The following is a 20,861-nucleotide window of genomic DNA, read 5'->3' as shown; positions in this document are numbered from 1 at the left end:
CTTGGTGTTTGCAGCCAACTGCTTGAGCTGACGGTTCGGCGCCATTCAAATATTGAAAACCTCAAATGGCCATTTCATGGCTTAAGTAGGTTATATGCTTATTGAGAAGTTGAGCTAGACTGCCCTTTATCTTCAAGCGCTCCCGAAGTTTCTAATAACCACCTTTATCCGTTATTTAAGATGGTGGAGCCTATCGGGATCGAACCGACGACTGCGTTTGTAGCCCATTCAAGTTCGCAGTTGATGAGGCAACAGCCTGCCCTGCGAGCCAGCCTTTTGATTTGCCAAATATTTGCCAAACTTGGGTTATTTTGATGCATTTAGCTGCATTTTCTGGCCGCTTTTCCACTTTGCAAAGCGTCGATTTGTAACGAGAAATGAAATTCAGTGAAATGAAATGAAGGTCTCATACTGGTTCGACTCCCGCCCTGAGCACCATTTGTCCCGCCCGGTCAAGCTGAGTCAAATAGGAACTAAGCGGCTCAATAGCAACGCTTTAGGGAATTTCAATCGTTTCGCATTTCCTGTCATTTTGTGACAACTAAAGACCCCCTAAGTCTGGCAAATGTGAGACCATTGGTGAGGGTGACTCCTTGAAATTCCCGCCCTGTTTGATTTCTTCATGCCAAGGCACGGATCGCCTGATCGAGCTCCATCATCCCAAGCTCGCGCTTCCAGTGATGGAGACTCTGTTCGCTGATGCCTGCCTCACGCAGGCGTCTTGGATGCTCACGCCTTCCTGGTCGGCGCTGCGCAGGATACAGATCTTCTGTTCGGTTGTGTATCGTTTACCTTTCATGGTCTGGGCTCTTTCTAAAGCGCCAGACTAACGACTCAAGCGGATCAGTTCGCGTAAGCTCGACCACGTTCATTTTAGAATGATGATTCGCTAAACATTGGCCAAACTCGGGGCCAATGTCTGCTACAAGAGTTTGATGGCAATGTCCTATTTGCTCCGTCGGCGAAAGATAAGTGCACAACCGACAACCAGTCCAGTGATTAAAGCCCAGGTCGACGGTTCAGGGATGACGGCTCCATCATAAAGGGTGACGTTGTCGATATACATTTCCTGGGATAGGCCGCTGGTGTCTGTTGTGATGCGAAAGGCAGTCATGGAATCCCCGGCAGTAAATCCAGATATGAAGTTCGAAGCGGTGCCTCCGTTGGCTGTTACGAGGACGCCATCGATCCAAAGTTGATATTGCATCGATGCAATGCTCGTGCCTCCGTAGAAGACGGTCTCGGTTGAGCTATTTACTACGATTTGAGCTTTGTGTGCGGCATCTAATGAGTAGCTACCAGGGTTGCCGCTATTGAGGGTTGCCTGAAAAACATTGCCTACTCCTGAGCTGTTAAGTCCGAAACTTATGCGCCATGGAGTGCCGGAAACACCACCGACTTCATAGAAATCGAATTCCAGCGTAGCGACTTGAAAAGATAAGTTAGCGGCATCTGCGCGCGTATTTTGCGAACCGCTTTCATCCAGGATATGAAGTACTTGGTTGGATGTTCCCTGGCCGAAAAAGTCGCCGGCATCCAGGACGACTTCCATGGCTGCATCGCTTGAGCTGGTTGAAGGGTTGACGGAACCCCAAGAAACTGAAGGAAGTGTTTCTCCTGGGGTGTAAGAGTCAAAATTGTCAGTAAACAGGGTGGTTTGTGCTGACAAAAGAGGGGCAGTTGCAAGGAGGATAAGAAGGGTGCGAGGTATCATATTATAGAATTACTTTGAGGTTAGTTGAACACTTGCATTTTAGAAATCATGTACCCGTTGACTTCAAATCCTTATTGGTGCACATTGTTGCGCTGTGAAGGAACGCAAAGTAACGATTCGGGATATTGCAGCAGAGGCAGGCGTGCATTATACCACTGTTTCAAGGGCATTGGCCGGGCATCCCAAGCTCCCTACTTCCACCATTGAGCGTATACGCAAGATCGCTGATAAGCTTGGCTATGTACCGGACCCCATGCTCTCGGCCTTGACTGCCTACCGAACCCGGCAGGGGCCGCGCAGCTATCAGGGGAATCTGGCGTGGGTTACCAATGGTCACACTGCGGATGAACTGGAAGCTCATGAAATTTTCAATCTCTACCATGATGGCGCCAAGAAGCGAGCTGCCGAGCTTGGCTATGCTTTGGAGAAGTTTTGGCTTCGCGCCGAGGACATGACGCCCAAGCGCGCAGGCAACATACTAGCAGCGCGAAACATTAGGGGCTTACTCATTTGTCCTCAGCCAAAAACGGGAGAACGAATTGATTTGGACTGGTCGTTGTTTTCAGCTGTGACCTTTGGCTACACGTTGGGTTGGCCTAGTTTGCACACAGTGGCCAGCCATGCATTTCGTGCTTTAGTCATTACCGTCGATTCAGTTCGTGCGCTGGGTTATGAGCGCATTGGGTTTGCTTTGCCCAAAGATCGAGATGCTCGCACGTTTCACTTATGGTCAGGCGCCTTCTTGGCCTGTCAGCAGCATTGGCCCAAGAAAATCCGAGTGCCGCTTTATTGCCCGAAAGATTTTGAAGAGAAAGGGTTTATCCGATGGGTTGAGCGATATAAGCCGGAGGTCGTCATCTCTTCTTACAACGAGTTGATCGATGTCTTGGAAAAGCATGGCTATTCGATTCCGAAAGACATTGGTTTTGCCTCGCCCTCCCTGGTGACTCATAAGCGCAAGGTCAGTGGCATTGATGAGAGTTCTCATAAAATGGGCGAGGCGGCTGTAGACATTCTCGTTGGTATGTTGCATCGGAATGACCGCGGTATTCCGGCAGTGCCACAGTACCTTTTAATCGAGGGGGCCTGGAAGGCTGGGACTACTTTGAAGAAGCGAATTTGATGATGGCGGCTGAGTTATGCTACAATGTGCATTCAGCTATGCTTGGGAAAATTATCCTTATCGAACATGCTGTTCTTATCAACGAAATCAACTAACCCCTTACTACCCGATACATGATAGGAAAACTACGAAATCTCGTGTGGGCATCCGCACTGACTTGCATCTCATTAACCGCACTCAATGCGCAAAGCCTGAACTATCCTGCAAGCCAGATTGAGTTCTCACCGGAGTCCACCGGCGCAGGTGAAACGGTCTTGGCGATTACGAAGTCGGAAACTCAAACCGTGGAAAGCAAGTGGAATACCTTTACGGTCCGCGTTCCTGGCCAACTAATCTTCAATCAAAGTTATGTTCTTTCAGGGGAGGTATTAGTCGACTCAATGGAGAAACCGAACCACCTTGGGCTGACTATCCTTTTCAACAACGGCAAGATGCTCTATGCGAAAGCACCGCTTTCGACTGGAAAGAGCAATAAGTTTTCGATTCCGCTGTCGAAGTTTGTCACGGCTGATAACGCGAAGAACAAGGACGCAGTGACGGAGCAGGATCGCATATCGGGTATCCGCGTGTATGCCAGTTATTCGAATCCATCGGAATCTAATTTAACCCTAGAATCGTTGGAGCTAACCAACGGGCAATAGGGCGCGCTTCCCGAATCTTCTAGGTAACGATAAGTTGGCTTCTTTGACCATGCACTATTTTACCCTGATGAAACAACTGGCGGCGTTTGCTGGCATCTTCCTCATGACGACGCTTTATTCTACTGCTGATGCGACGCGCGAAGCGCTCTTTGAAGGGGCTTTCCAATTGAAAGAGGAGATGCGCAACGTGCATCCGAGGCTCTACACCGGGCCAGCGGAAATGGAAGCGGCTGCTCGCCGCTACCAGGAAGATCCCGAATGGTGCGCCATTTATCTGCCTGAAGATGGTGGAGCTGAAATGACGGCGAATCCGGTCCCTCTGGACCAGGGCGTGAGCGCCCAGCGCAATGCGATCATTATCGCCAAAATTGCCGTAGCCTGGCGAATTACTGGCGAAGAAAAATACCTCAATCGTTTGCATGATTGGTTGCCTTTAATTGCCGAATATGAGCCGCCGGAAATGCATTCCATCGGAGGTGCAATCGGCTTAACCTCGGGCCATGTCTTACTGGGCTTGTCGATCGCCTACGACGTTACGAAAGGGCAGGGCGATGAGGAGCTGGAATCGACTTTGCGTGATGCTATTATTCGCCAGGGCCAACGATCATTCACTGATCTGGCGGCCATGAAGCGCTATGCCTATGAGCAAAACCACCTGATCATCCCAGTGTGTGGTTTGGGTGTGGCGGCGATGACAGTTGTCGACGAGTATCCAGAAGCAGCGCAGTGGGGCGTGTTTTCCGGAAACTTGATGGAGCGCACCTTGGATGCGATTGCTGTGGATGGTTGGTTCTTTGAAGGCTTTAGCTATTGGAACTATACTTTTCAATTTCCCGCCGCATTTGCTGCCGCGCAGAAGAGGACAGTTGGCGGGTCAGCTTTTGACGTGAATGCTTTCAGTAAAGCGCCACTTTATTTAGCCCACATGACCTTGCCGAATCCTGAGTTCGTCTTCGACTTTGGCGACTGGGGACCACGCGTTGAGTCCGACGGAGTAGGCTTTCAATCGGGCTACGACTGGCCTTGGCACACCTTGCCGACGCGGGTAAAACTTGTTGCTCCGAGCTTACTGCTAAACGCTCATGACGGACCTGAATTTCTGCGCGATTACTTGCGCCATGTAACGCCCCAGCATGCTGAAATGGTGGGCATCTACACAATCGATGCGGTGTTTGGCATGTTGTTGCAACTACCTGTTCCTGAGGCGTCGATGCCGATGCAGACACAGTATGCAGACTATCCGCCCTATCATTATTTTCCGGATATGGAAGTCGTACACTGGCGTGATAATTGGCGTGATGCGAATGCCACGGCGCTGGCATTTAAGTCAGGGCCGCCGGCTGGGCATCACTTTACAGAATTGCTGGAGCGTTACCCGGAGTGGAGACCCTCATTGGGCCATGCTCACCCGGATGCGGGCTCGTTCTTGATTTTTGCAGAGGGTGTGTTTCTGGCCAATGACACCGGCTACACGGGTGCGAAAGAAAGCGCAGACCACAACACGATTCTAGTCGACGGAATTGGCCAACATGAAGGAGGAGCGGCATGGACGACTTTCCGTGGCAAGCCGTATAGTGAATACAACAAAATCCATATGACTGATGTGTGGACGGCGCCACGAGTTGCAGCGTCCACGGCTATTTTCCAGGCAGCGTACAAAGACTCGTTGGAAATGACGAAAATGCATCGTCGATTGCTGATGCTGGAAGGGCGTTACGTAGTGATTCTGGATCAACTTGAGTCCAACCTTCCGCATGCTTATCAGTGGCGACTGCACACCGATCGGGCAGCTGAAGAAATCAGTGATAGTCGATTCGTGATGAAGAATTATCCTGGCAAGTTGGTTATTGAAAGCTTGGTCGATGTGGAAGCGAGAATAGCACCGACTATTGTGGAGACCGACCCGAAGCCAACGCGTTCACGCACGCAGCAACGCGGCTATCACCTGGAACTTGCATCTCCCAAACAGAACAACTTTGAATTCTTCACGGCGCTTGGGATACAAGGCAAAGATGATGAAGCCGATGATTTCAAAGTAAACCGCGGGCCGGGGCATCGCCTAGATATGAGCGACGGTCAAATGACTTGCTCGGTTTGGATTGTTGGCGATGACGCTTTGGATGGAAACTATTCCTACATTTTGCGTGATGAAGGCGAGTCCCTTATGGCTGTCGGTATTGCTGGATCCTCTTTGCATGCAGATGACATTTCAATCGTTCTCGATCGAGCCGGGCAGGTGTGCCTGGCGCTTGATGAGAGCGGGCAATGGCAAGTTGAGACCAGTGAAGGCGATGCAACCAAGGTAACCATTACGTTGGTTGGCAAAAAGTCGCAGACAATTCAACTGAAGGATGGGCAATAAGATGAGCCGCCCGAACGTAATCGTAGTCATGGCTGATGACATGGGCTTCGGTGATTTCGGATGCTTCAGTGAGGGGCGCGTGCACACACCTGCGCTGGACCAGTTGGTTGCCGAGGGGGTCTGTTGCAGCCAGCACTATGCTGCGTCGGCCGTGTGCACGCCATCCCGCGCGGGCTTCTTGACGGGGCGTTATCCGCACCGTACTGGAGCCATCGACATGCGTGAAAGTCGCGGGTTGGACCGCTTGCATCTACGTGAGCGAACCATGGCCGACGTCTTTCGCTCCGCGGGTTACGCCACAGGTCTGGTTGGTAAATGGCACAACGGAGCAGTGGGGGCTGAGTATCACCCCAATCAAAGAGGGTTCGATGAGTTTACCGGATTTCGGCATGGGCTCATGGACTACTATGATTGGCGCATGGAGCGTAATGGCAGCCCATTCATTTCCGATGGTTGTTACCTGACGGATGTGCTGGCCGCAGAGGCGAATGATTTTATACGCCGCCACCGACAAGAACCGTTCTTCCTATACCTTGCCTACAATGCGCCTCACACGCCTCTGCAAGCGCCCGAGGAGGACCTGCGTCCATATACCGAAAGCGGGCGTTTTACCAAAGAACAGGCTCTAGTTTATGCGATGATTTCGCGACTGGACCGAGCCTTGGCATCGCTACGAGATACGCTTGTGGAGCAGGGTATCGATGACAATACCTTGCTGATTTTTACCAGTGACAATGGCCCGAATCTGGATCACCGAATGGAGCGTTTTAACGCGCATTTACGTGAAGGTAAAATGCACGTTTATGAAGGCGGCATCCGTTTACCCATGGTGGTGCGATGGCCGGATGGCATGGAGCGCAATGGAGATTTTCACGGCTTGGTGCATTCGTGCGATTTGTTGCCTACGCTGCTCACCGCTTGTGGCATTGAGGATGAGTCGCCGCTGCCCTTGGATGGCGTTGATGTATGGTCTGCGCTCCGCGATAACTCTCCGCAAGCTGAGCAGCCGCTGCGTTTCTGGCAGTGGAACCGCTATGGTCCAGAGGTTGCGTGTAATGCAGCTGCCCGCGAGGGAAATTGGAAGCTCGTCCGTCCGGTCATCCCTGAAGCCATGGAGACCGATGCCGAGGAAATGGCAATTGACCGTCGCCTCCTGAATGAGCCAGAAAGTTTTAACCCTTATTGGCTGACAGCGCCCATGCCCGAGCGGACGCTTTCGGCGCCTTCCAAGCCAGAGTTATACAACCTCGCCAATGATCCCGGCGAACAGCAAAACCTTGCCGCAAATTACCCGGAGATTGTCGACGGGCTTATGCTCAAGCTGCAGAACTGGTTTGACGATGTGGAGGGAGAGCGCCGAGCGCATGCATCTGCAACAGTCTCTTAGCCTAGGACAACAGTGTGCACGCCCCGCTGTTTGTCGTTCTCTAAAAAATCTAATTTACTCCTAAGCAATGAAGAAGAATACCCCCCTTGGCTTTACCCTCGTTGAACTACTTACCTGCCTCGCGGTCATCGGAATACTTGGCGCTATGGTTTTAGCAGGTCTTCAGACAGTTCGCAAGCAGGCCGATGCGACTGTGGCGACGTCCAACCTGAGATCAATTGGCGCGGCAATGCAAATGTATGCCAATGATCACGATGGTAGTTTACCTGGGCCATTAAATTATGGGCAATTCCCCAAATACAAGAGTAACTCTACTGGCTTGCTCGGTTATTTTCTTTGGCCTTACTTGGATATTCCAGAGCCGAGTAATACGTGGGTAGAGCCGGATGTATTGTCTAATCCTGCCTACCTGGCGAATCGGGAGTCTGATACGGTAAATGCATACTTAGTGCAGAGAAGTGTGCGCCTTGCAGGTCAATCCGGACGTCCTCCGTTTGGCTATCCCGAGAAGTCTGATGGCACACCCGCGGTTGCGCCTTTAACCTTACAGCAAATAGCAACGTATGATCTGCGGGAAGATTGGGCATTGCAGGAAGTTGATCGATTACACCCGGATGTGTCGGGTTGGAATGCCAGTTCATTTTTAGAGGAGCCCGCACATGGCAAGTTCCGTGTCACACTGTTTTTCGATTGGAGCGTTGGACGCGAACTTGTCGAGTAGCAATATCAGCTAGTATCCTTATGAGTCTTATGAAGCCAATGGCGTTGGCAGGTAATGCTGCATCGACTGCTCAAAAGCGTCTACTCTTGGCGCTCAATTCGCAAGAAAGTGCGTTTTTTCTGCCGATGCTGAAAGGGGTCGAACTGAATGGAGTTGATTGCCAGTTCGTGGATACGTCCGACTGTTCCGCGGATGAGTGGAACGCATGTTTGTGTGACTGGGATCCGCACGTGCTGGTTTCTTGCTGGTCGACTCCATCACTGCCGTTGTCGTTTGTTGGGGATAGCCGACGTGCATTGCAGTACATCTGCCATTTGACGGGTTCAGTTCGGCATGTGGCGCCGCGTCGTTTTCTCGAACTCGGCGGCATCGTCAGCAACTGGGGAGATCTGGCCTGTGCGCAGGTCGCTGAGCATGCTTTGCTTTTAGCGCTTGCGGCTCTACGTGGATTATATAACTGGCGATCCTTTATTCAAGCGGGCGACGGCAGCATTCGTTATCAGGCGGTTGAGCTCTCTACGGAAACGTTGTTTGGTCGCCAGGTGGGATTGCACGGCTTTGGGCGAATCGCCCGTGCTTTGGTAAAGCTCTTAGAGCCATTTCAAGTAAAGATCTGCGCCTATTCCGATGGGGTTCCTTCGGAGTTTATCGAGGCTCATGGCGTTCGTGCCTGTGAATCTATTCGCGATCTCTTCCGCAGTAGTGATGTGTTATTCGAGTGTGAAACCCTCACTGAGAAATCGGAGCGAAGTGTGACCGGGGACTTAATTGCTCTTTTGGCCGACGACTCTGTCTTTGTGAACGTAGGCCGTGGTGCTGTTGTTGATGAAGCTGCTTTAATTGCAGAAGCTGGGCGCTTACGCATTGCGCTGGATGTGGTGACGACTGAGCCAATATCTGCGGCTGATCCGTTTTTTGATGCCCCACACACCATTTTGTCACCGCATATCGCCGGTCCCACATTTGACCAATATTTAAAATGCGGCGAATTGGCCGTCAGTAATCTCATTGCCTTTTTTGAAGGCCGCGCCGTTAGCGACCGCTTGTCGTTGAGCGATTTCGATCGTGCGACCTAACCCCTGGACGCTTGCCATTGGGCACGTCTGCACTCTGACCTGTAAATGTCTGATAATCATATTATCGATGCTGCGGTAATCCTCAGCTATCTGTTTTTAATGGCGGGGATCGGCTGGGTATTCAGCCGCGCCAACAACAACGTCTCCGATTACTTCCGCTCCGGAAGTCGGGGCGCTTGGTGGATGGTGGGATCGAGCGCCTTCATGTCTGCCTTCAGCGCTTGGACTTTCACTGGCGCCGCTGGCGCGGCCTTTAATGCAGGGTGGACCGTGATGGCAATTTACATCGGTGGCGCGCTGGGATTCTTTCTGAACTTTATTTGCTTTGCCGCCTGGTTTCGGCAACTTCGCGTAACAACGGTCCCAGAGGCAATTGGTTTGCGCTACGATGAACGGACGCGAGTGCTGTACGCGGTAGCCAATGTGATGCTACAAGTGCTGGGGAGCGGATTGACACTCTATGGGCTGGCGATCTTTTGCGCCGCCTTCTTTGGTTTTCCCGTTGCGGGCACCATCTGCTTTGTGGGGTTGATTGTGGTCTTCTATTCCGTTTCCGGCGGCAGCTGGGCGGTGATGGCGACGGACTATTTACAGAGCGTCTTGTTGATGGCTGTCACGCTATTGGTCGGCATTCTTTGTCTCGTTTATTTTGGTGGTGTTGGCGGATTCTTTGACGCGATTGAAAGCAGCGGTTTACAAAAAGATTTTCAGTTCGTTGATTTTAACCCAAACCATGCCGCCGGCGCGTTTACGATTGGATGGATGTTGGCGGTTTCCGCGCAGAACATCATTAGCGGCAATACGATTTATGGCGCTCGCCGTTATTTCGCGGCCAAGGATGGGCGCGAGGCTGCGAAGGCAGCTCTGTTTACTTGCTTGCTCATGTTGATTGGCTCCTGGATTTGGTTGGTGCCGCCGATGACTGGTCGCATTCTGTTTGAGCAAGAGATTTTGGGCTATGCGCTTACTAAGCCCGAAGAGGCGTCCTATGCATTTGTAAGTGTGAAAATGCTACCGACGGGCCTAGCGGCGTTGATTGTGGTGGCGATGTTTTCAGCGACGATGAGTACACTTGATACGGGCTTAAACGCTAACGCCGCGATTATTGTCCTAGACTTGTTGCCACGTATTTCCCGCCGCTTGAAAGCGAAGTTGGACTCACCAGAGCAAGCATTGCGTTTGAGTCGTTGGATCAGCTTTGGCCTTGGGGTGCTGGTAATCGCATCGGCTGTTTATTTCTCGCAAGTGGAGGGCAAAGGTATGTTCGAACTGATGCTCTTGCTGCAAACCGCATTTATCCCGATGATGGTGCCCATGTTCTTTGGGTTGCTAGTGCGCCGCGTGCCACGTTGGTCAGCGATGTGCACGATCATCATCGGTTTCGCCGCTGGCTTAATCGGCTATTTTGAAATACCGATTACGGGGCTTTCCTGGACATTTCAGGAGAAGTTTTTCCTGACGACTACGGTGTCCACCATTGCCTTTTTCGCCACGATGCCTTTCTGGAAGAACGTGAGTGAGGCAGACCGTCGTCGCACGAATGAGTTCTTTGAGTTGATGTATCGACCGGTCGACTTCGAGAAAGAAATCGGAGGCGCCACGGACTTTAGCCAATTGCGGATTCTTGGCCGGGGGGCGGCGGTTATGGCGTTTTTCGTTGTGCTACTTGCCTTGTTGCCCAATCCGCTGATAGATCGCTTGTGGATCTTGGGGCTGGCAACGGTGATCGGGTTTGTGTCTGTGCTCATGTTATGGGCCGCCCGTCGTCTTCAGCCCACCGCTTTGGGAAAGGATTTGGATAATGATAACTAATCAGAGATTGCTCACACTGTTCATATCAATTTTTGCAACAGCCGCAGCCGTGGAGGCTGCTCCAATAACTATGGAAACTCCAGATAATGAAAAATTGGAAGTCGAATGGATCGTGGATGAAGACTTCGGTGACGACGGATGGGAAGAGCGTTGGTTTGTGGAAACCCAGGGGCCACGGGTCTATGCAGAGGCCGATCAGTTGAAGGTTCGTCTGATAGATGACAATCGCCAGGAGGCAGGGGTTACGGTTTGGTGGAAGGAAGAGTTATCTGAGAATATTGTTATCGATGTCCAAGCGTCTACGGATGCCGTGGTTGAAAACAATGCCTGCAATTTGAACTTCTTTATTCATGCCCGCGAATCGGATGGCTCGGCGCTTCGCTTTGGCCGTGAAGGCATTTACAAAGAGTATCATGAGTTGCCGAACCATTTGATTACCTTCACCGGCGGCATAACGCCAGGGTGGAGCCGAGCGCGCCTCAACCCTGGATTTAATCTTATTCATGAAAGCCCAAACCAGCGCGCCGAGCCAGGGCAGGAATATCGCTTTTTGATCATCATCAACGGAGACCGTGTGCGCTACTACATTAACGGAGAAAAGATTCACGACTACCACGTGGATGATGCTTTGCCAGGAGGGTGGTTTGCTCTGCGGACTTGGTTTTCATCCGTGAATTATGAGTCGGTGAGGATCGGCGAAATTCTCGACAGCAAGCTGTAAATGGCAACGAAGCTCAATTGGGCCTTCTCGACACTGGGCTGTGGAAACCTCTCGTGGATGGAGGTGCAGCATCTGGCTAAAGAGTACGGCATGTCCTCTATTGAGATACGGGCATTGTTGGGCAGCACGGATTTATTAGGGCTCCTTGAGCGGCAATTCGGCTCTGTAAGCTTAGCCAATCCTTCTACGAAATTGATGAAAGTGCCTGTCAGCTGTTTAGGAACATCTGCTCGCTTGTTTGACTACTCGCGCGAAAGCTGGTCTGAATTGCAGAGATTGGCGCCATGGGCGGACGCTTTGAGTATTCCGCATATGAGGGTGTTTGATGGACAGGCTGACGGTTCAGCAAGCGATTTTCGAATCGCCCAGAGCTTTGTCAACTGGTGGGAGAGCTTAAGAGCTGCCGAAGGCTGGCAAGTCGATGTTCTGATCGAGACGCATTCCACATTGCTGACCAGTGAGACCATTCTTCGATTGCAAAATAGATTGAGCCAGCCAGTGAATCTACTCTGGGACTCGCATCATACGTGGTTCAAAGGTCAGGAGGAGCCACTTCTAACTTGGCGATCAATCTCGGATTGGGTTAGGCATATTCATATCAAGGACAGCCCAGCGCCTAATCCACAAACAGGAGCTCCTGAATATGTCCTACCTGGGCAGGGCGACTTTCCATTTGAAGGTCTTCTGGCAACTTTAGTTGATAGCGAGTTTCCTGGTCCAGTTAGTTTAGAGTGGGAAAGGTTTTGGCATCCGGAGTTGCCCGATATAAGGATTGCGCTGAATTCTCTGAGAACGTTGTTTCTTTAATGGAAAGCCTATGTTCATTTCCGATAACAACGGATTCGATTGCAATTCATCAACTAGTATTTTCACCATTATGTTGGTGAGAATCCTTTTGGGTTTTCTTCCACGAACCTTGGTTCTCTCTACAAAGGAGCGATCAGAGATTGCTTCAAAAGCTTCAAGCGCCTTCGCAAGGCGATGAATGCGCACGATCCAGTTGATGACGCCAAGGGTAATGCCGAAGCATTCTTTGAAATTATCGAAGAGGTTGATCTAAAGATTAAGCTTTGAGAACGATGATCCACTGCCTCCAAACCGAACGATGCTTATTAATATTCGACATCCATCAAGATGTCGAATGGGCGCGTCGTGTCTTGGAGGCTGAGGAGGGCGGATTTTCTCATCTGCTGCTCGGGGGAGATTACTTTGACACCAAGTCCAAGAATGCTGCTTCGGTTCCCGAAACCTGTCGTTTCTTGCAGGAGCTTCAGGAGCTATACAAGGACAGGGTCACGTTTTTATTGGGCAATCATGACGTTCCTTATTTGGAAGGAAGGCATCGCTTCATTCATTTTCAGAATCCGAAAAATCTATCTTACAAGGTTTCGGGTTATACGAATAGCAAAGGAAGAAAGATCAACAAGCTGCTGAGCGATGGTTTCTGGTCGGCATGCCGATTATTTCAATTCGTTAACGGTTACATGATCAGTCATGCGGGGGTGGCGCATAAATATTGGGTTGAATTTGCTGAAACGTCTCACCCATTAGCCGCATTCGATGAGAGATGCCGAGAGTCCCTCGAAAGGATTGGTATGGGCAATGATGATTTGCTAATGGCCGGAAAATGCCGAGGTGGCGACGTCAGTATTGGTGGCGTCACCTGGCTGGATTGGGACGAAGAGTTTCAGGACGATCTTCCTTGGCCGCAAATCGTTGGGCACACGAGCTCTGTTTTCGGCGCGCGGCAGAATGGTCGCTCTTGGTGCATTGATGGGCGTCAGACCTGTTACGCATTGCTCGACGCCGATTCTAGCTTAGAGGTTAAAACTTAGATACTGGTCAATCATGAGCTTATCATACAGAGTTCTGGGCGATCCAGGGAGGGATAAGGCTTTTGCAAAATACAGCATAAGGCTTTTCGGCGCTGGGCCAGCGTGGCGTAGATTTAACCACGAAGGACTCAGAGCGCAGGAAGCAGGCACCGCGGGTTTCGTGTCCTTCGTGGTTGAAAAACTGCGTTGGCTTGGCCAATCGCCGGACTTAGATAGTTGGCGGGTTTGAGTGAAGTTTTGCGTTTCTACCTATATGGCGGTTGATCTTAGGAATATACACCCGAGAAGATAAACTGTGGTGCATAATTAATCAGGGTATCGGTGACGCTTACTCGAATAGCGACTAGTTTAATATGGTGATATTAATGAAGAATCGAATTCTTTCAGGCATTCTCGTTGGCGCAGCGATGCTGCTGGTGGTGTTGTCTCTGACGGATTGCCGGGAGCAGCGAGAGGCGCAGATGGAGGACGTGCTGGCGACGGTGAATGGCCGTTTGATAACTCAAACTGAGTTTAATTATTACTGGGCTAAGGAGGAACGTGACGATGATTCGCAAGCCGCGAAAAAGCGATTATTGGATTCTCTGATTGAGCGGGCCGTTTTAGCTGAGAAAGCTAAAACGGCAGGTTTAGAGGATGATTGGCTAGTTCGTGAAACGCACGAGAGTATTTTAATTGCCCGATTGAAGGAGGAAAGTCTTTTACCGAAAGTCGCTGAATCTTCGATTGTATCTGAGCAAGATCTAAGGGATGCATATGAAAATTCAGGTAAGCGATTCATGCAACCGTCGAAGCAAAAGGTGGCGGTATTGTGGTTGGATAGTCGGGGTGTTGCTGAGCTTGAAGAACGCTATCGTGGGCGATTGATCGAAGCTCGAGCAGTGATGGAAAACCGACGGCTGAAGCCGGAAGAGGGGTTTGGGGAATTGTCAATTACGCATTCGGAAGATCATGCCTCCCGATTCAAAGGGGGGATTGTGGGCTGGCTTCAAGTTGGTGTGAGTCATGATAAGTGGAAACAAGCGATAGCGGAAATTGCGCAGTCGCTAGAAAGCGGAGAAATGAGTCAGGTTTTTGTTAAGCCGGAAGGTGTTTTCCTGGTCAGAGTTCTCGAGGTGGAACCAGAACGCATCATCCCATTCGATTTTGCAAGGAATGCTCTGCGGAGAGAAATTATTCAAGTGCGACGAGAGGCCATTCATTCAGACTTTCTGGAAAGTATGTATTCTGGCGTTGAGATATCCGTGAAATCGGATGGTTTGTAGGCGTTTTCATCTAACTTGCCCGATCGGGCTGCAGTGATTATTCGTGTCCAGCAATGCGGGATTGAGCTGGTCACTTCTATTTACGCGACAAATGGGCGCCATTTGGGAAAACATTTGAAGAACGAGTAATTGTGAATTTGCGCTAGTAATTCACATGCGACATAGGCATGTGTATGAGCGAGAGTAGTCGAGAAGGCGGATTGCGATCAACTGATTCTTTGTTTCCTCAACTTTACGAAGAGTTAAGGAGACTGGCTGCGTACAAGCTTAAATACAGTAATAACCAGACCTTGAGTGGCACTGCTTTGCTCCACGAAGCTTACATTCGGATGCGTAAGGAAGGCAGTGAGCCCAAGTGGCGTAGTGAGCGTGAGTTCTACAGTGTGGCAGCTGAAGCGATGAGGCGCATTATAATTGATCGAATAAGAGCAAAGAAGTCATTGAAGCGAGGTGGCGAATTCGAACGAGTTGATTTTTCCGATGATGGCTTTCAGGAAATAACGAATGATCCTCGACTGGAGAATATCAATGAAGCGCTTGACGCACTGGAAAGAGTGGACCGCTCAGTCGCAGACGTCGTCAAGCTGCGCTTTTTTGTTGGTCTAAGCATGGAGGAAATAGCTTTGGCGAATGGCGTGTCCGCTCGCACTGTGCAGCGTCAATGGGCTTATGCAAAGGCTTGGCTGAGTCGAAAAATTTCCATGCTGGTATGATACAGCGTTCGTTACAATTTTGTTAAAATAAAATTTAAGCCCTAAAAAAAGCGTATTAATAATAATAATACGCATGTTAGACGAGGAACAGAATAGGGCTCGGTCGGAGAAAGAAATTTTTCTTGAAGCGATCGAGATTGATGAGGGGCATTCACGATCACAATATTTGGATGATGTTTGCGGCGTTGACACGGTGCTGCGTGCGGAGATTGAGTCCCTTCTCGAGGCTTCGGAGAGTAGCGCCGCCTCGCTTGTTGACGCCTCCCTTGAAGATTTAATTCTGGATGAGCGAAAGGCAATTGCTCGTGCGATAGCCCACGAGTATAAGTATACGATTGAGCTGGATGTCGAAGCTCGTTCTTTCGGCAACTATGAACTATTGGAAGAGCTTGGGCGTGGAAGCATGGGGGTCGTCTATCGGGCCAGGCAGCTCAATTTGAAGCGCGATGTTGCGATTAAGATTTTCCTAGGTTCTTCATTTGCCTTGCCTGAGCAGCGAAAGAGATTCCAGTTGGAGGCTGAGTCTGCTGCCCAACTGGTCCATCCGAATGTAGTGCCTGTTTATGAAGTTGGCGTTTATGAGGGCAATTACTTCTATAGCATGGCTTTGCATGGCGGAGGGACTCTGGGGGGGCGCATTGCGCAACGGGCCTACTCTGAAAGAGAGAGTGTAGAATTGACGCTCACCGTTACGCGGGCGGTCTCTTTTGCGCATCAGAAGGGAATCATTCATCGCGATCTCAAGCCGGATAATATTCTGCTCGATGATGCTGGCCAGCCGCACGTAAGTGATTTTGGCTTGGCCTGCTACCTTGACCGGAGTGATAACCTGACGCTGACTGGCCAAATAATGGGCACGCCTCAGTATATGGCGCCGGAGGTGGCTAGTGGTGAGCCGGGCAAGTACTCTGTTTTATCCGATATCTACGGAATTGGCGCGATCTTGTATCAGTTGCTCACTGGAGCGCCTCCTTTTCGTGCGCAGTCGATCCTCGCAACACTGCAGATGGTGCGGGAAAAGCTGCCGACTTCACCGCGCAAGTTAAATGCTGCCGTTGATCGAGACCTCGAGACAATTGTCCTGAAGTGCTTGGAGAAGCAGCCAGAGAAGCGCTATCAGTCTGCGGAGGCGCTGGCCTTAGATTTGGACGCGTGGTTGGGCGGTGAGCCTATCATGGCCCGTCAGCAAACGCCAAGCGAGCGTCTTAAAACGTGGACGAGGCGTCATCTGCTACATGCGGCTCTTGCATCGATCGGCGGCTTATTGATCTTTCTTCTGGTAATAGGAGGTTCCCTGCTTGGGCTGAGACAGGGAGCTCTGCGGCAAGAATCGATCCATACGCAGGAGATCGAAAAGGAAGCCCATGCTGATGCAGAACGTTTGAAGGAACGTGCGTTTCAGCAGCCTGCGACTAGCCGTCGTCATGAATACGACGCCAGTATGCGCTATCTGGAACGCACAAATCGTTTTCGCGATGTGGAGAAATTCGTCTCTGAGGGCTTGTTAACGGCGTGGGTCCCTCAGGGAGACGAGACCGATGTTCGCGGGTGGGAATGGTTCTACTTGCTTGGCGAGCTCTGCCAATTGGGCAAAGTGTTTTCGACGAAGTCCGCGGTTAACTCATTGGAATTTTCACCACACGGACAATCGGTGCTTTATAGCGATCACGACGGTACCGCAGCGTGCAATTCTCTGACAGGTGAGTTGATGCAGAGGTGGCAAGACAAGGAAGGTCATCTATTTTCTCAATTTAGCCCAGATGGACAACTCATCGCAACTCTAAGTGATTCAGGTAGAATAACGTTTTGGCAGCCTGGTGACGCAGCGCCGTTGGCATCGCTTCCAGCAGAGCATGCATATCGCTCATTTGCTTGGGCGCCCGATGGCTTGCGCCTGGCGACGCTCGATGCGACGGGGGAACTTTGTATATGGCGTTATTCTAAGCAGATTCAATCCTGTGAAATAATTGAAAATATCAATGTGCAAGTGGAATGGCTAGAGCAAATTTCTTGGAGTCCAAGCGGGCAGCATATTGCCGGAATCGGCGATTCAAATGATGTTCTTGTTTGGGAAGTGGAAAATATCAATGAGGCGCCTGCGCGTTATCGTGGGCATCTGGGCAAGGTGACATGCATGGATTGGCCGAGCAGCGGCGCTTTGCTCGCTACAGGTTGTCAGGGCGGTATGGTCTGTGTTTGGAGGGTTTCAAGTGGGCAACTTTTGTTTTCGTGGGATGAGTGTGCGCCTGCCGCTGTAAATGATATTGCCTGGAATCCAAACGGAGGCGCTTTAGCTTATACTAGCGAAGGTGTTGATGATGTTATGCGTGTTGATCTCAACGCCTCTGAAGTGACTCGGTTGAAATGGGATGGTCATGAGCCAACTTCAATTGCATGGAGTGCGGATGCTTACACCATTGCAATCGGTGAAGCAGCGGGTGGGGGTAGGCTCGTTCGTTACAATTTGCCACCGAGCTCAATTGTCGCGATGGAGTGCCCCGGTGCGTTGACCTCGGTTAGATGGAGCCAAGACGACGCCCGGATAGATTGCCTGTCTGAACATGGAGAAGTTTTTATTATTCGTTGGCTAGAGGGGAAACATCACCTGACTCATCAGATTAAACATTTCAGTAGAAAGACCGCCTTTGCCTGGAGTCCAACCAAGGGAGGCATTGCAGTTGAACGGAAGGGAAAGTTTGGCAATGAGAATATCAACGTTAGAATGTATGGCGTAGGTCTCGCTGGGTCACGTGGTCAACTGCCAGTTGAATTGGAGTCATTGCGTGCCCTTGCTTGGACGAAGCATGACCACTTGTATGCTTGCGATAAAGATGGCAAAGTAGTCGGGTGGGATCTACTGACGTCTGATGAGTTAGTTGAGTTTGAGGCGCCGACCGTAATGCCCTATGCAAATTTCCGAGCATTATCACTGAGCCCGGATAGTCGAATGGTGCTCGCTAGTGGTGATTTGGGCCGCGTGACACTGTGGGACGCGGAGACTGGCGAAATTATTTTCGACAAGTTGGAGCCTGGCGATGGGGGCAGGGAATACATTCATGCGTGGAGCCCAAATAGTGATGCGTTTGCTATTGGTAGTAGTAGCGGCTCTGTTGTTATTTGGTCCATAGAGGCAGGCGCCCCGATCGAAAGCATTCATGCAAATCAAGAAGGAGTGCGGGCAATTGCTTGGAACCCTTCTGGCGACCGGCTGTTGACGGGAGGCAGCCGCGGCGAAATTCGATTATGGGATGTCCAAAGCGGAGAGCTGGTGCTTTCTTTGGAGGGACATGAGGGGGCTGTAAATGACCTTGCCTGGGGGCCAGGTGGAAGCCGTTTCGCTTCTGTAGGCGATGATGGCAGATTAATCATCTGGGACGCAACAGCTGGAATGTTGCTCGCTGCATCTCTCTATGGGGGCGAAGGGCGGCCCTGAAGTTTTCCAAGAAAATTTTGGCGGCTTCACGAAGCTAAATGCGTGTATTCAGTTAAACCACGCTGATGTTAGACATTTCACGGTCAACGCATCGATAGTTTCACTTACTGCCATAATCATTCTGTTAACATAGCATTCGTCGGATCGCTCTCTGAAATAAATAGGTAGCGGTATGGTGAACTGCTGGCCTACTCATGAAAAACCTGCCTGCCTTTATCGTAACCTGCTTGCTTGCTAGTTTGGAGTTATCGGCCGTAACTTATACTCAGGTTATTTCTCTTCGATCCGGTTGGAACGCTGTTTGGTTGGAGGTCGATCCGGTTAATGAAAACGGTGAGAGCTTACCGGTTGAAGAGGTCTTTATCGATACAGCTGTTTCGGCCGTTGCCACGTTGCGCTTACCAGCTGGCACGTCGGAGTTTATTTCGGAAACAACCGATAAATACTACAACGATGAGCGTTGGTTGACATGGCGACGCAACTCCAAGCTTGGCGAGCAAACGCTATCTCTCGTCAGGGGATATCAAGCTTATCTGATTTTTGCGGAAAGTGACATTCAAGTGTCAGTGACTGGCGAGGCCTGGCATAGCCTTTTCGATTGGTCTGAGGACGCTTATAACTTAGTTGGATTTCAACTCACTTCGGGGGTTACATTCGCTCAGTTTTTTGAGGATGTTTCTGATGTATTCCCGACGAGTCGCATGTTCCGGTTGACTGCTAGCGGGCAATGGGAAGGCATTTCAGGCAGTGACTCGATGGAGCCCAATGTCGCCTACTGGATTTATTGTGACGGGCCGACTTCGTTTGCTGGCCCCATTCGATTTGATTTCGGTTCTATACGTGAATTGGATTTCGGTAGCGGCGCTGGGGATTTTGATATTACTGATCCACTAGGCAATGGTGCGGATACGATCTCGGTTTTGCGCGAAGACATTGTGTTCTCCAATGTCTCGTCTCAACCTCAGCAACTGATCATCGAAAAAGTGACGCCTGCAACTTCGGCGCAAAGCGCTTACACCGATGAACTTAAGATTTACGAAATTGAGTCTGATCCAGAGACGCTCAGTTACAACGTTGGGCAAAACGACCAACTGACCAGCGTATCTTTTGACATCGCATCTGGCGACACGGATTTCGTTGTCTTAGGCGCTCATCGGGATTGGTCGAGCAGCCTTAGCGAGAGAGAAAACTTATACCGCGTTATAGTTGGAAACAATCTCTATTACTGGCTGCCGATGTCGGCGGGCAATAGTTCGATCTCTGATGCAAGCCCAGGGGGTGCTGATTCCGCATACGCAGGGCTCTGGGTGGGTGAAGTCACTTTTAAGGAAGTGACTAGCATCAGTGAGGCTGGTCACCCCTGGGCGGATGCGATTTCTGCTTATCCGATGCGTCTCATCCTTCATGTCGATAGCGCTGGTCAGCCAGCATTATTGGCCAGCGTGACGCTGATGCAGCAAGAGACGGCGGCTGATGATGAGGTGGGTGAACTTGTGCTGGTGGTCGATCAAAACAAGATTCCGTACTTTGAAGGAGTTGAGGAGCGGAACGGGAAGCTGGTTGGTAAGCGCATTGAGACCGCGAGTTATGACATGCCGCGCAATAATGATCCCGCCGTGCAAGCTGGCTTGGAGGACGAGTTGCTCGACACCTTTCAAGACGAGATCCATCAGGCTAGCGATCTGACTGCTGGCCATGTTTTGAGATACATCAATGCGCAAACGAGCCGTCCAATAGATCTGGTTGAAGAATATGAGCTATCGTGGCCATTGGAAGGAGGCGTGGGTCCCGGCGCGATTACTCAGACGTCAGCCAATGCGCCGTTGGTGTTGGATTCTTTTCATCGCAGTAATCCGTTTCGGCACGTATTTCATAAGAAACACGCCGTTGGATATGCGATTGAGCGAGCCATCTTGGTTCAATTCGACGACCGCTTCCAAAGTGGTCTGTTGACGGGCGTCTACGAAGAAACTGTCGAAGGTTTAGCTGCGTTTCCTATTTCGATACGAGGAGCGCTCCGACTCGAACGCATCTCGGAGATATCAGATATCAATTAAA

General features: G+C 50.7%; 16 protein-coding genes. 14 read left to right on the top strand and 2 right to left on the bottom strand.

Translation table 11 applies throughout. The annotated features are described in order from the left end of the window. Positions 1 to 655: 655 nt before the first annotated feature. A complete protein-coding gene (locus RBB63_RS02710) occupies positions 656 to 799 on the bottom strand; it encodes a hypothetical protein (protein ID WP_309380846.1) in 144 nt (47 codons plus the stop codon). A gap of 147 nt (positions 800 to 946) precedes the next feature. Continuing rightward, a complete protein-coding gene (locus RBB63_RS02705) occupies positions 947 to 1,714 on the bottom strand; it encodes a PEP-CTERM sorting domain-containing protein (RefSeq protein WP_309380844.1) in 768 nt (255 codons plus the stop codon). A 94-nt stretch (positions 1,715 to 1,808) separates the two neighbouring features. On the opposite strand from RBB63_RS02705, the gene RBB63_RS02700 reads away from it, so the two are divergent. The 14 genes from RBB63_RS02700 to RBB63_RS02635 all read left to right on the top strand — a co-directional run bounded on the left by RBB63_RS02700 (position 1,809) and on the right by RBB63_RS02635 (position 20,860). Beyond that, a complete protein-coding gene (locus tag RBB63_RS02700; RefSeq protein WP_309380842.1) occupies positions 1,809 to 2,837 on the top strand; it encodes a LacI family DNA-binding transcriptional regulator in 1,029 nt (342 codons plus the stop codon). Positions 2,838 to 2,950: 113 nt separating this feature from the next. Beyond that, positions 2,951 to 3,478: a hypothetical protein gene (locus tag RBB63_RS02695; RefSeq protein ID WP_309380839.1), complete on the top strand. Its 528-nt coding sequence runs from the start codon at positions 2,951 to 2,953 to the stop codon at positions 3,476 to 3,478. A 49-nt stretch (positions 3,479 to 3,527) separates the two neighbouring features. Further along, entirely contained in the window at positions 3,528 to 5,840 is a 2,313-nt protein-coding gene (locus RBB63_RS02690) for a heparinase II/III domain-containing protein (protein WP_309380837.1), read from the top strand. Position 5,841: 1 nt separating this feature from the next. Next, the gene (locus RBB63_RS02685) at positions 5,842 to 7,227 is read left to right on the top strand and encodes a sulfatase-like hydrolase/transferase (protein ID WP_309380835.1); all 1,386 of its coding nucleotides are present in this window, start codon (positions 5,842 to 5,844) and stop codon (positions 7,225 to 7,227) included. 67 nt (positions 7,228 to 7,294) lie between these two features. Next, on the top strand, positions 7,295 to 7,948 hold the full coding sequence (locus RBB63_RS02680; RefSeq protein WP_309380834.1) for a type II secretion system protein: 654 nt from the start codon (positions 7,295 to 7,297) through the stop codon (positions 7,946 to 7,948). 20 nt (positions 7,949 to 7,968) lie between these two features. After that, entirely contained in the window at positions 7,969 to 9,024 is a 1,056-nt protein-coding gene (locus RBB63_RS02675; RefSeq protein ID WP_309380832.1) for an NAD(P)-dependent oxidoreductase, read from the top strand. Between the two features lie 45 nt (positions 9,025 to 9,069). Continuing rightward, positions 9,070 to 10,836 carry a sodium:solute symporter family transporter gene (locus tag RBB63_RS02670; protein ID WP_309380830.1) on the top strand — a complete coding sequence of 589 codons (1,767 nt, stop codon included), beginning with the start codon at positions 9,070 to 9,072 and terminating at the stop codon, positions 10,834 to 10,836. Positions 10,837 to 10,906: 70 nt separating this feature from the next. After that, on the top strand, positions 10,907 to 11,557 hold the full coding sequence (locus RBB63_RS02665) for a DUF6250 domain-containing protein (RefSeq protein ID WP_309380828.1): 651 nt from the start codon (positions 10,907 to 10,909) through the stop codon (positions 11,555 to 11,557). Further along, positions 11,558 to 12,364, top strand: coding sequence for a sugar phosphate isomerase/epimerase family protein (locus tag RBB63_RS02660; RefSeq protein ID WP_309380826.1), 807 nt, complete (start codon positions 11,558 to 11,560; stop codon positions 12,362 to 12,364). 272 nt (positions 12,365 to 12,636) lie between these two features. Next, positions 12,637 to 13,392 (top strand): metallophosphoesterase, encoded by a 756-nt coding sequence (locus tag RBB63_RS02655; RefSeq protein WP_309380824.1) that lies wholly within the window; start codon positions 12,637 to 12,639, stop codon positions 13,390 to 13,392. A gap of 365 nt (positions 13,393 to 13,757) precedes the next feature. Continuing rightward, the gene (locus RBB63_RS02650; protein ID WP_309380822.1) at positions 13,758 to 14,657 is read left to right on the top strand and encodes a peptidylprolyl isomerase; all 900 of its coding nucleotides are present in this window, start codon (positions 13,758 to 13,760) and stop codon (positions 14,655 to 14,657) included. A 173-nt stretch (positions 14,658 to 14,830) separates the two neighbouring features. Then, positions 14,831 to 15,370, top strand: a complete 540-nt coding sequence (locus tag RBB63_RS02645; protein WP_309380821.1) for an ECF-type sigma factor — start codon at positions 14,831 to 14,833, stop codon at positions 15,368 to 15,370. Positions 15,371 to 15,443: 73 nt separating this feature from the next. Next, complete coding sequence (locus RBB63_RS02640) at positions 15,444 to 18,803, top strand: protein kinase domain-containing protein (RefSeq protein WP_309380819.1); 3,360 nt, start codon at positions 15,444 to 15,446, stop codon at positions 18,801 to 18,803. A 194-nt stretch (positions 18,804 to 18,997) separates the two neighbouring features. Further along, a complete protein-coding gene (locus RBB63_RS02635; RefSeq protein ID WP_309380817.1) occupies positions 18,998 to 20,860 on the top strand; it encodes a hypothetical protein in 1,863 nt (620 codons plus the stop codon). Position 20,861: the final 1 nt, after the last annotated feature.

It is taken from the genome of Cerasicoccus frondis, assembly GCA_031296915.1.
Classification (GTDB): domain Bacteria; phylum Verrucomicrobiota; class Verrucomicrobiia; order Opitutales; family Cerasicoccaceae; genus Cerasicoccus; species Cerasicoccus frondis.
Note: the sequence above shows the minus strand (reverse complement) of the source record. Positions and strands in the feature narration are given on the sequence as shown.

Bases quoted from the DNA above. Each gene is read 5' to 3' on its own strand.
- RBB63_RS02665 (WP_309380828.1), top strand. From the start codon at position 10,907: ATGGAAACTCCAGATAATGAAAAATTGGAAGTCGAATGGATCGTGGAT.
- RBB63_RS02650 (WP_309380822.1), top strand. From the start codon at position 13,758: ATGAAGAATCGAATTCTTTCAGGCATTCTCGTTGGCGCAGCGATGCTG.
- RBB63_RS02710 (WP_309380846.1), bottom strand. From the start codon at position 799: ATGAAAGGTAAACGATACACAACCGAACAGAAGATCTGTATCCTGCGC.
- RBB63_RS02695 (WP_309380839.1), top strand. From the start codon at position 2,951: ATGATAGGAAAACTACGAAATCTCGTGTGGGCATCCGCACTGACTTGC.
- RBB63_RS02655 (WP_309380824.1), top strand. From the start codon at position 12,637: ATGATCCACTGCCTCCAAACCGAACGATGCTTATTAATATTCGACATC.
- RBB63_RS02690 (WP_309380837.1), top strand. From the start codon at position 3,528: ATGCACTATTTTACCCTGATGAAACAACTGGCGGCGTTTGCTGGCATC.
- RBB63_RS02660 (WP_309380826.1), top strand. From the start codon at position 11,558: ATGGCAACGAAGCTCAATTGGGCCTTCTCGACACTGGGCTGTGGAAAC.
- RBB63_RS02645 (WP_309380821.1), top strand. From the start codon at position 14,831: ATGAGCGAGAGTAGTCGAGAAGGCGGATTGCGATCAACTGATTCTTTG.
- RBB63_RS02635 (WP_309380817.1), top strand. From the start codon at position 18,998: ATGAAAAACCTGCCTGCCTTTATCGTAACCTGCTTGCTTGCTAGTTTG.
- RBB63_RS02680 (WP_309380834.1), top strand. From the start codon at position 7,295: ATGAAGAAGAATACCCCCCTTGGCTTTACCCTCGTTGAACTACTTACC.
- RBB63_RS02640 (WP_309380819.1), top strand. From the start codon at position 15,444: ATGTTAGACGAGGAACAGAATAGGGCTCGGTCGGAGAAAGAAATTTTT.
- RBB63_RS02685 (WP_309380835.1), top strand. From the start codon at position 5,842: ATGAGCCGCCCGAACGTAATCGTAGTCATGGCTGATGACATGGGCTTC.
- RBB63_RS02705 (WP_309380844.1), bottom strand. From the start codon at position 1,714: ATGATACCTCGCACCCTTCTTATCCTCCTTGCAACTGCCCCTCTTTTG.
- RBB63_RS02670 (WP_309380830.1), top strand. From the start codon at position 9,070: ATGTCTGATAATCATATTATCGATGCTGCGGTAATCCTCAGCTATCTG.
- RBB63_RS02675 (WP_309380832.1), top strand. From the start codon at position 7,969: ATGAGTCTTATGAAGCCAATGGCGTTGGCAGGTAATGCTGCATCGACT.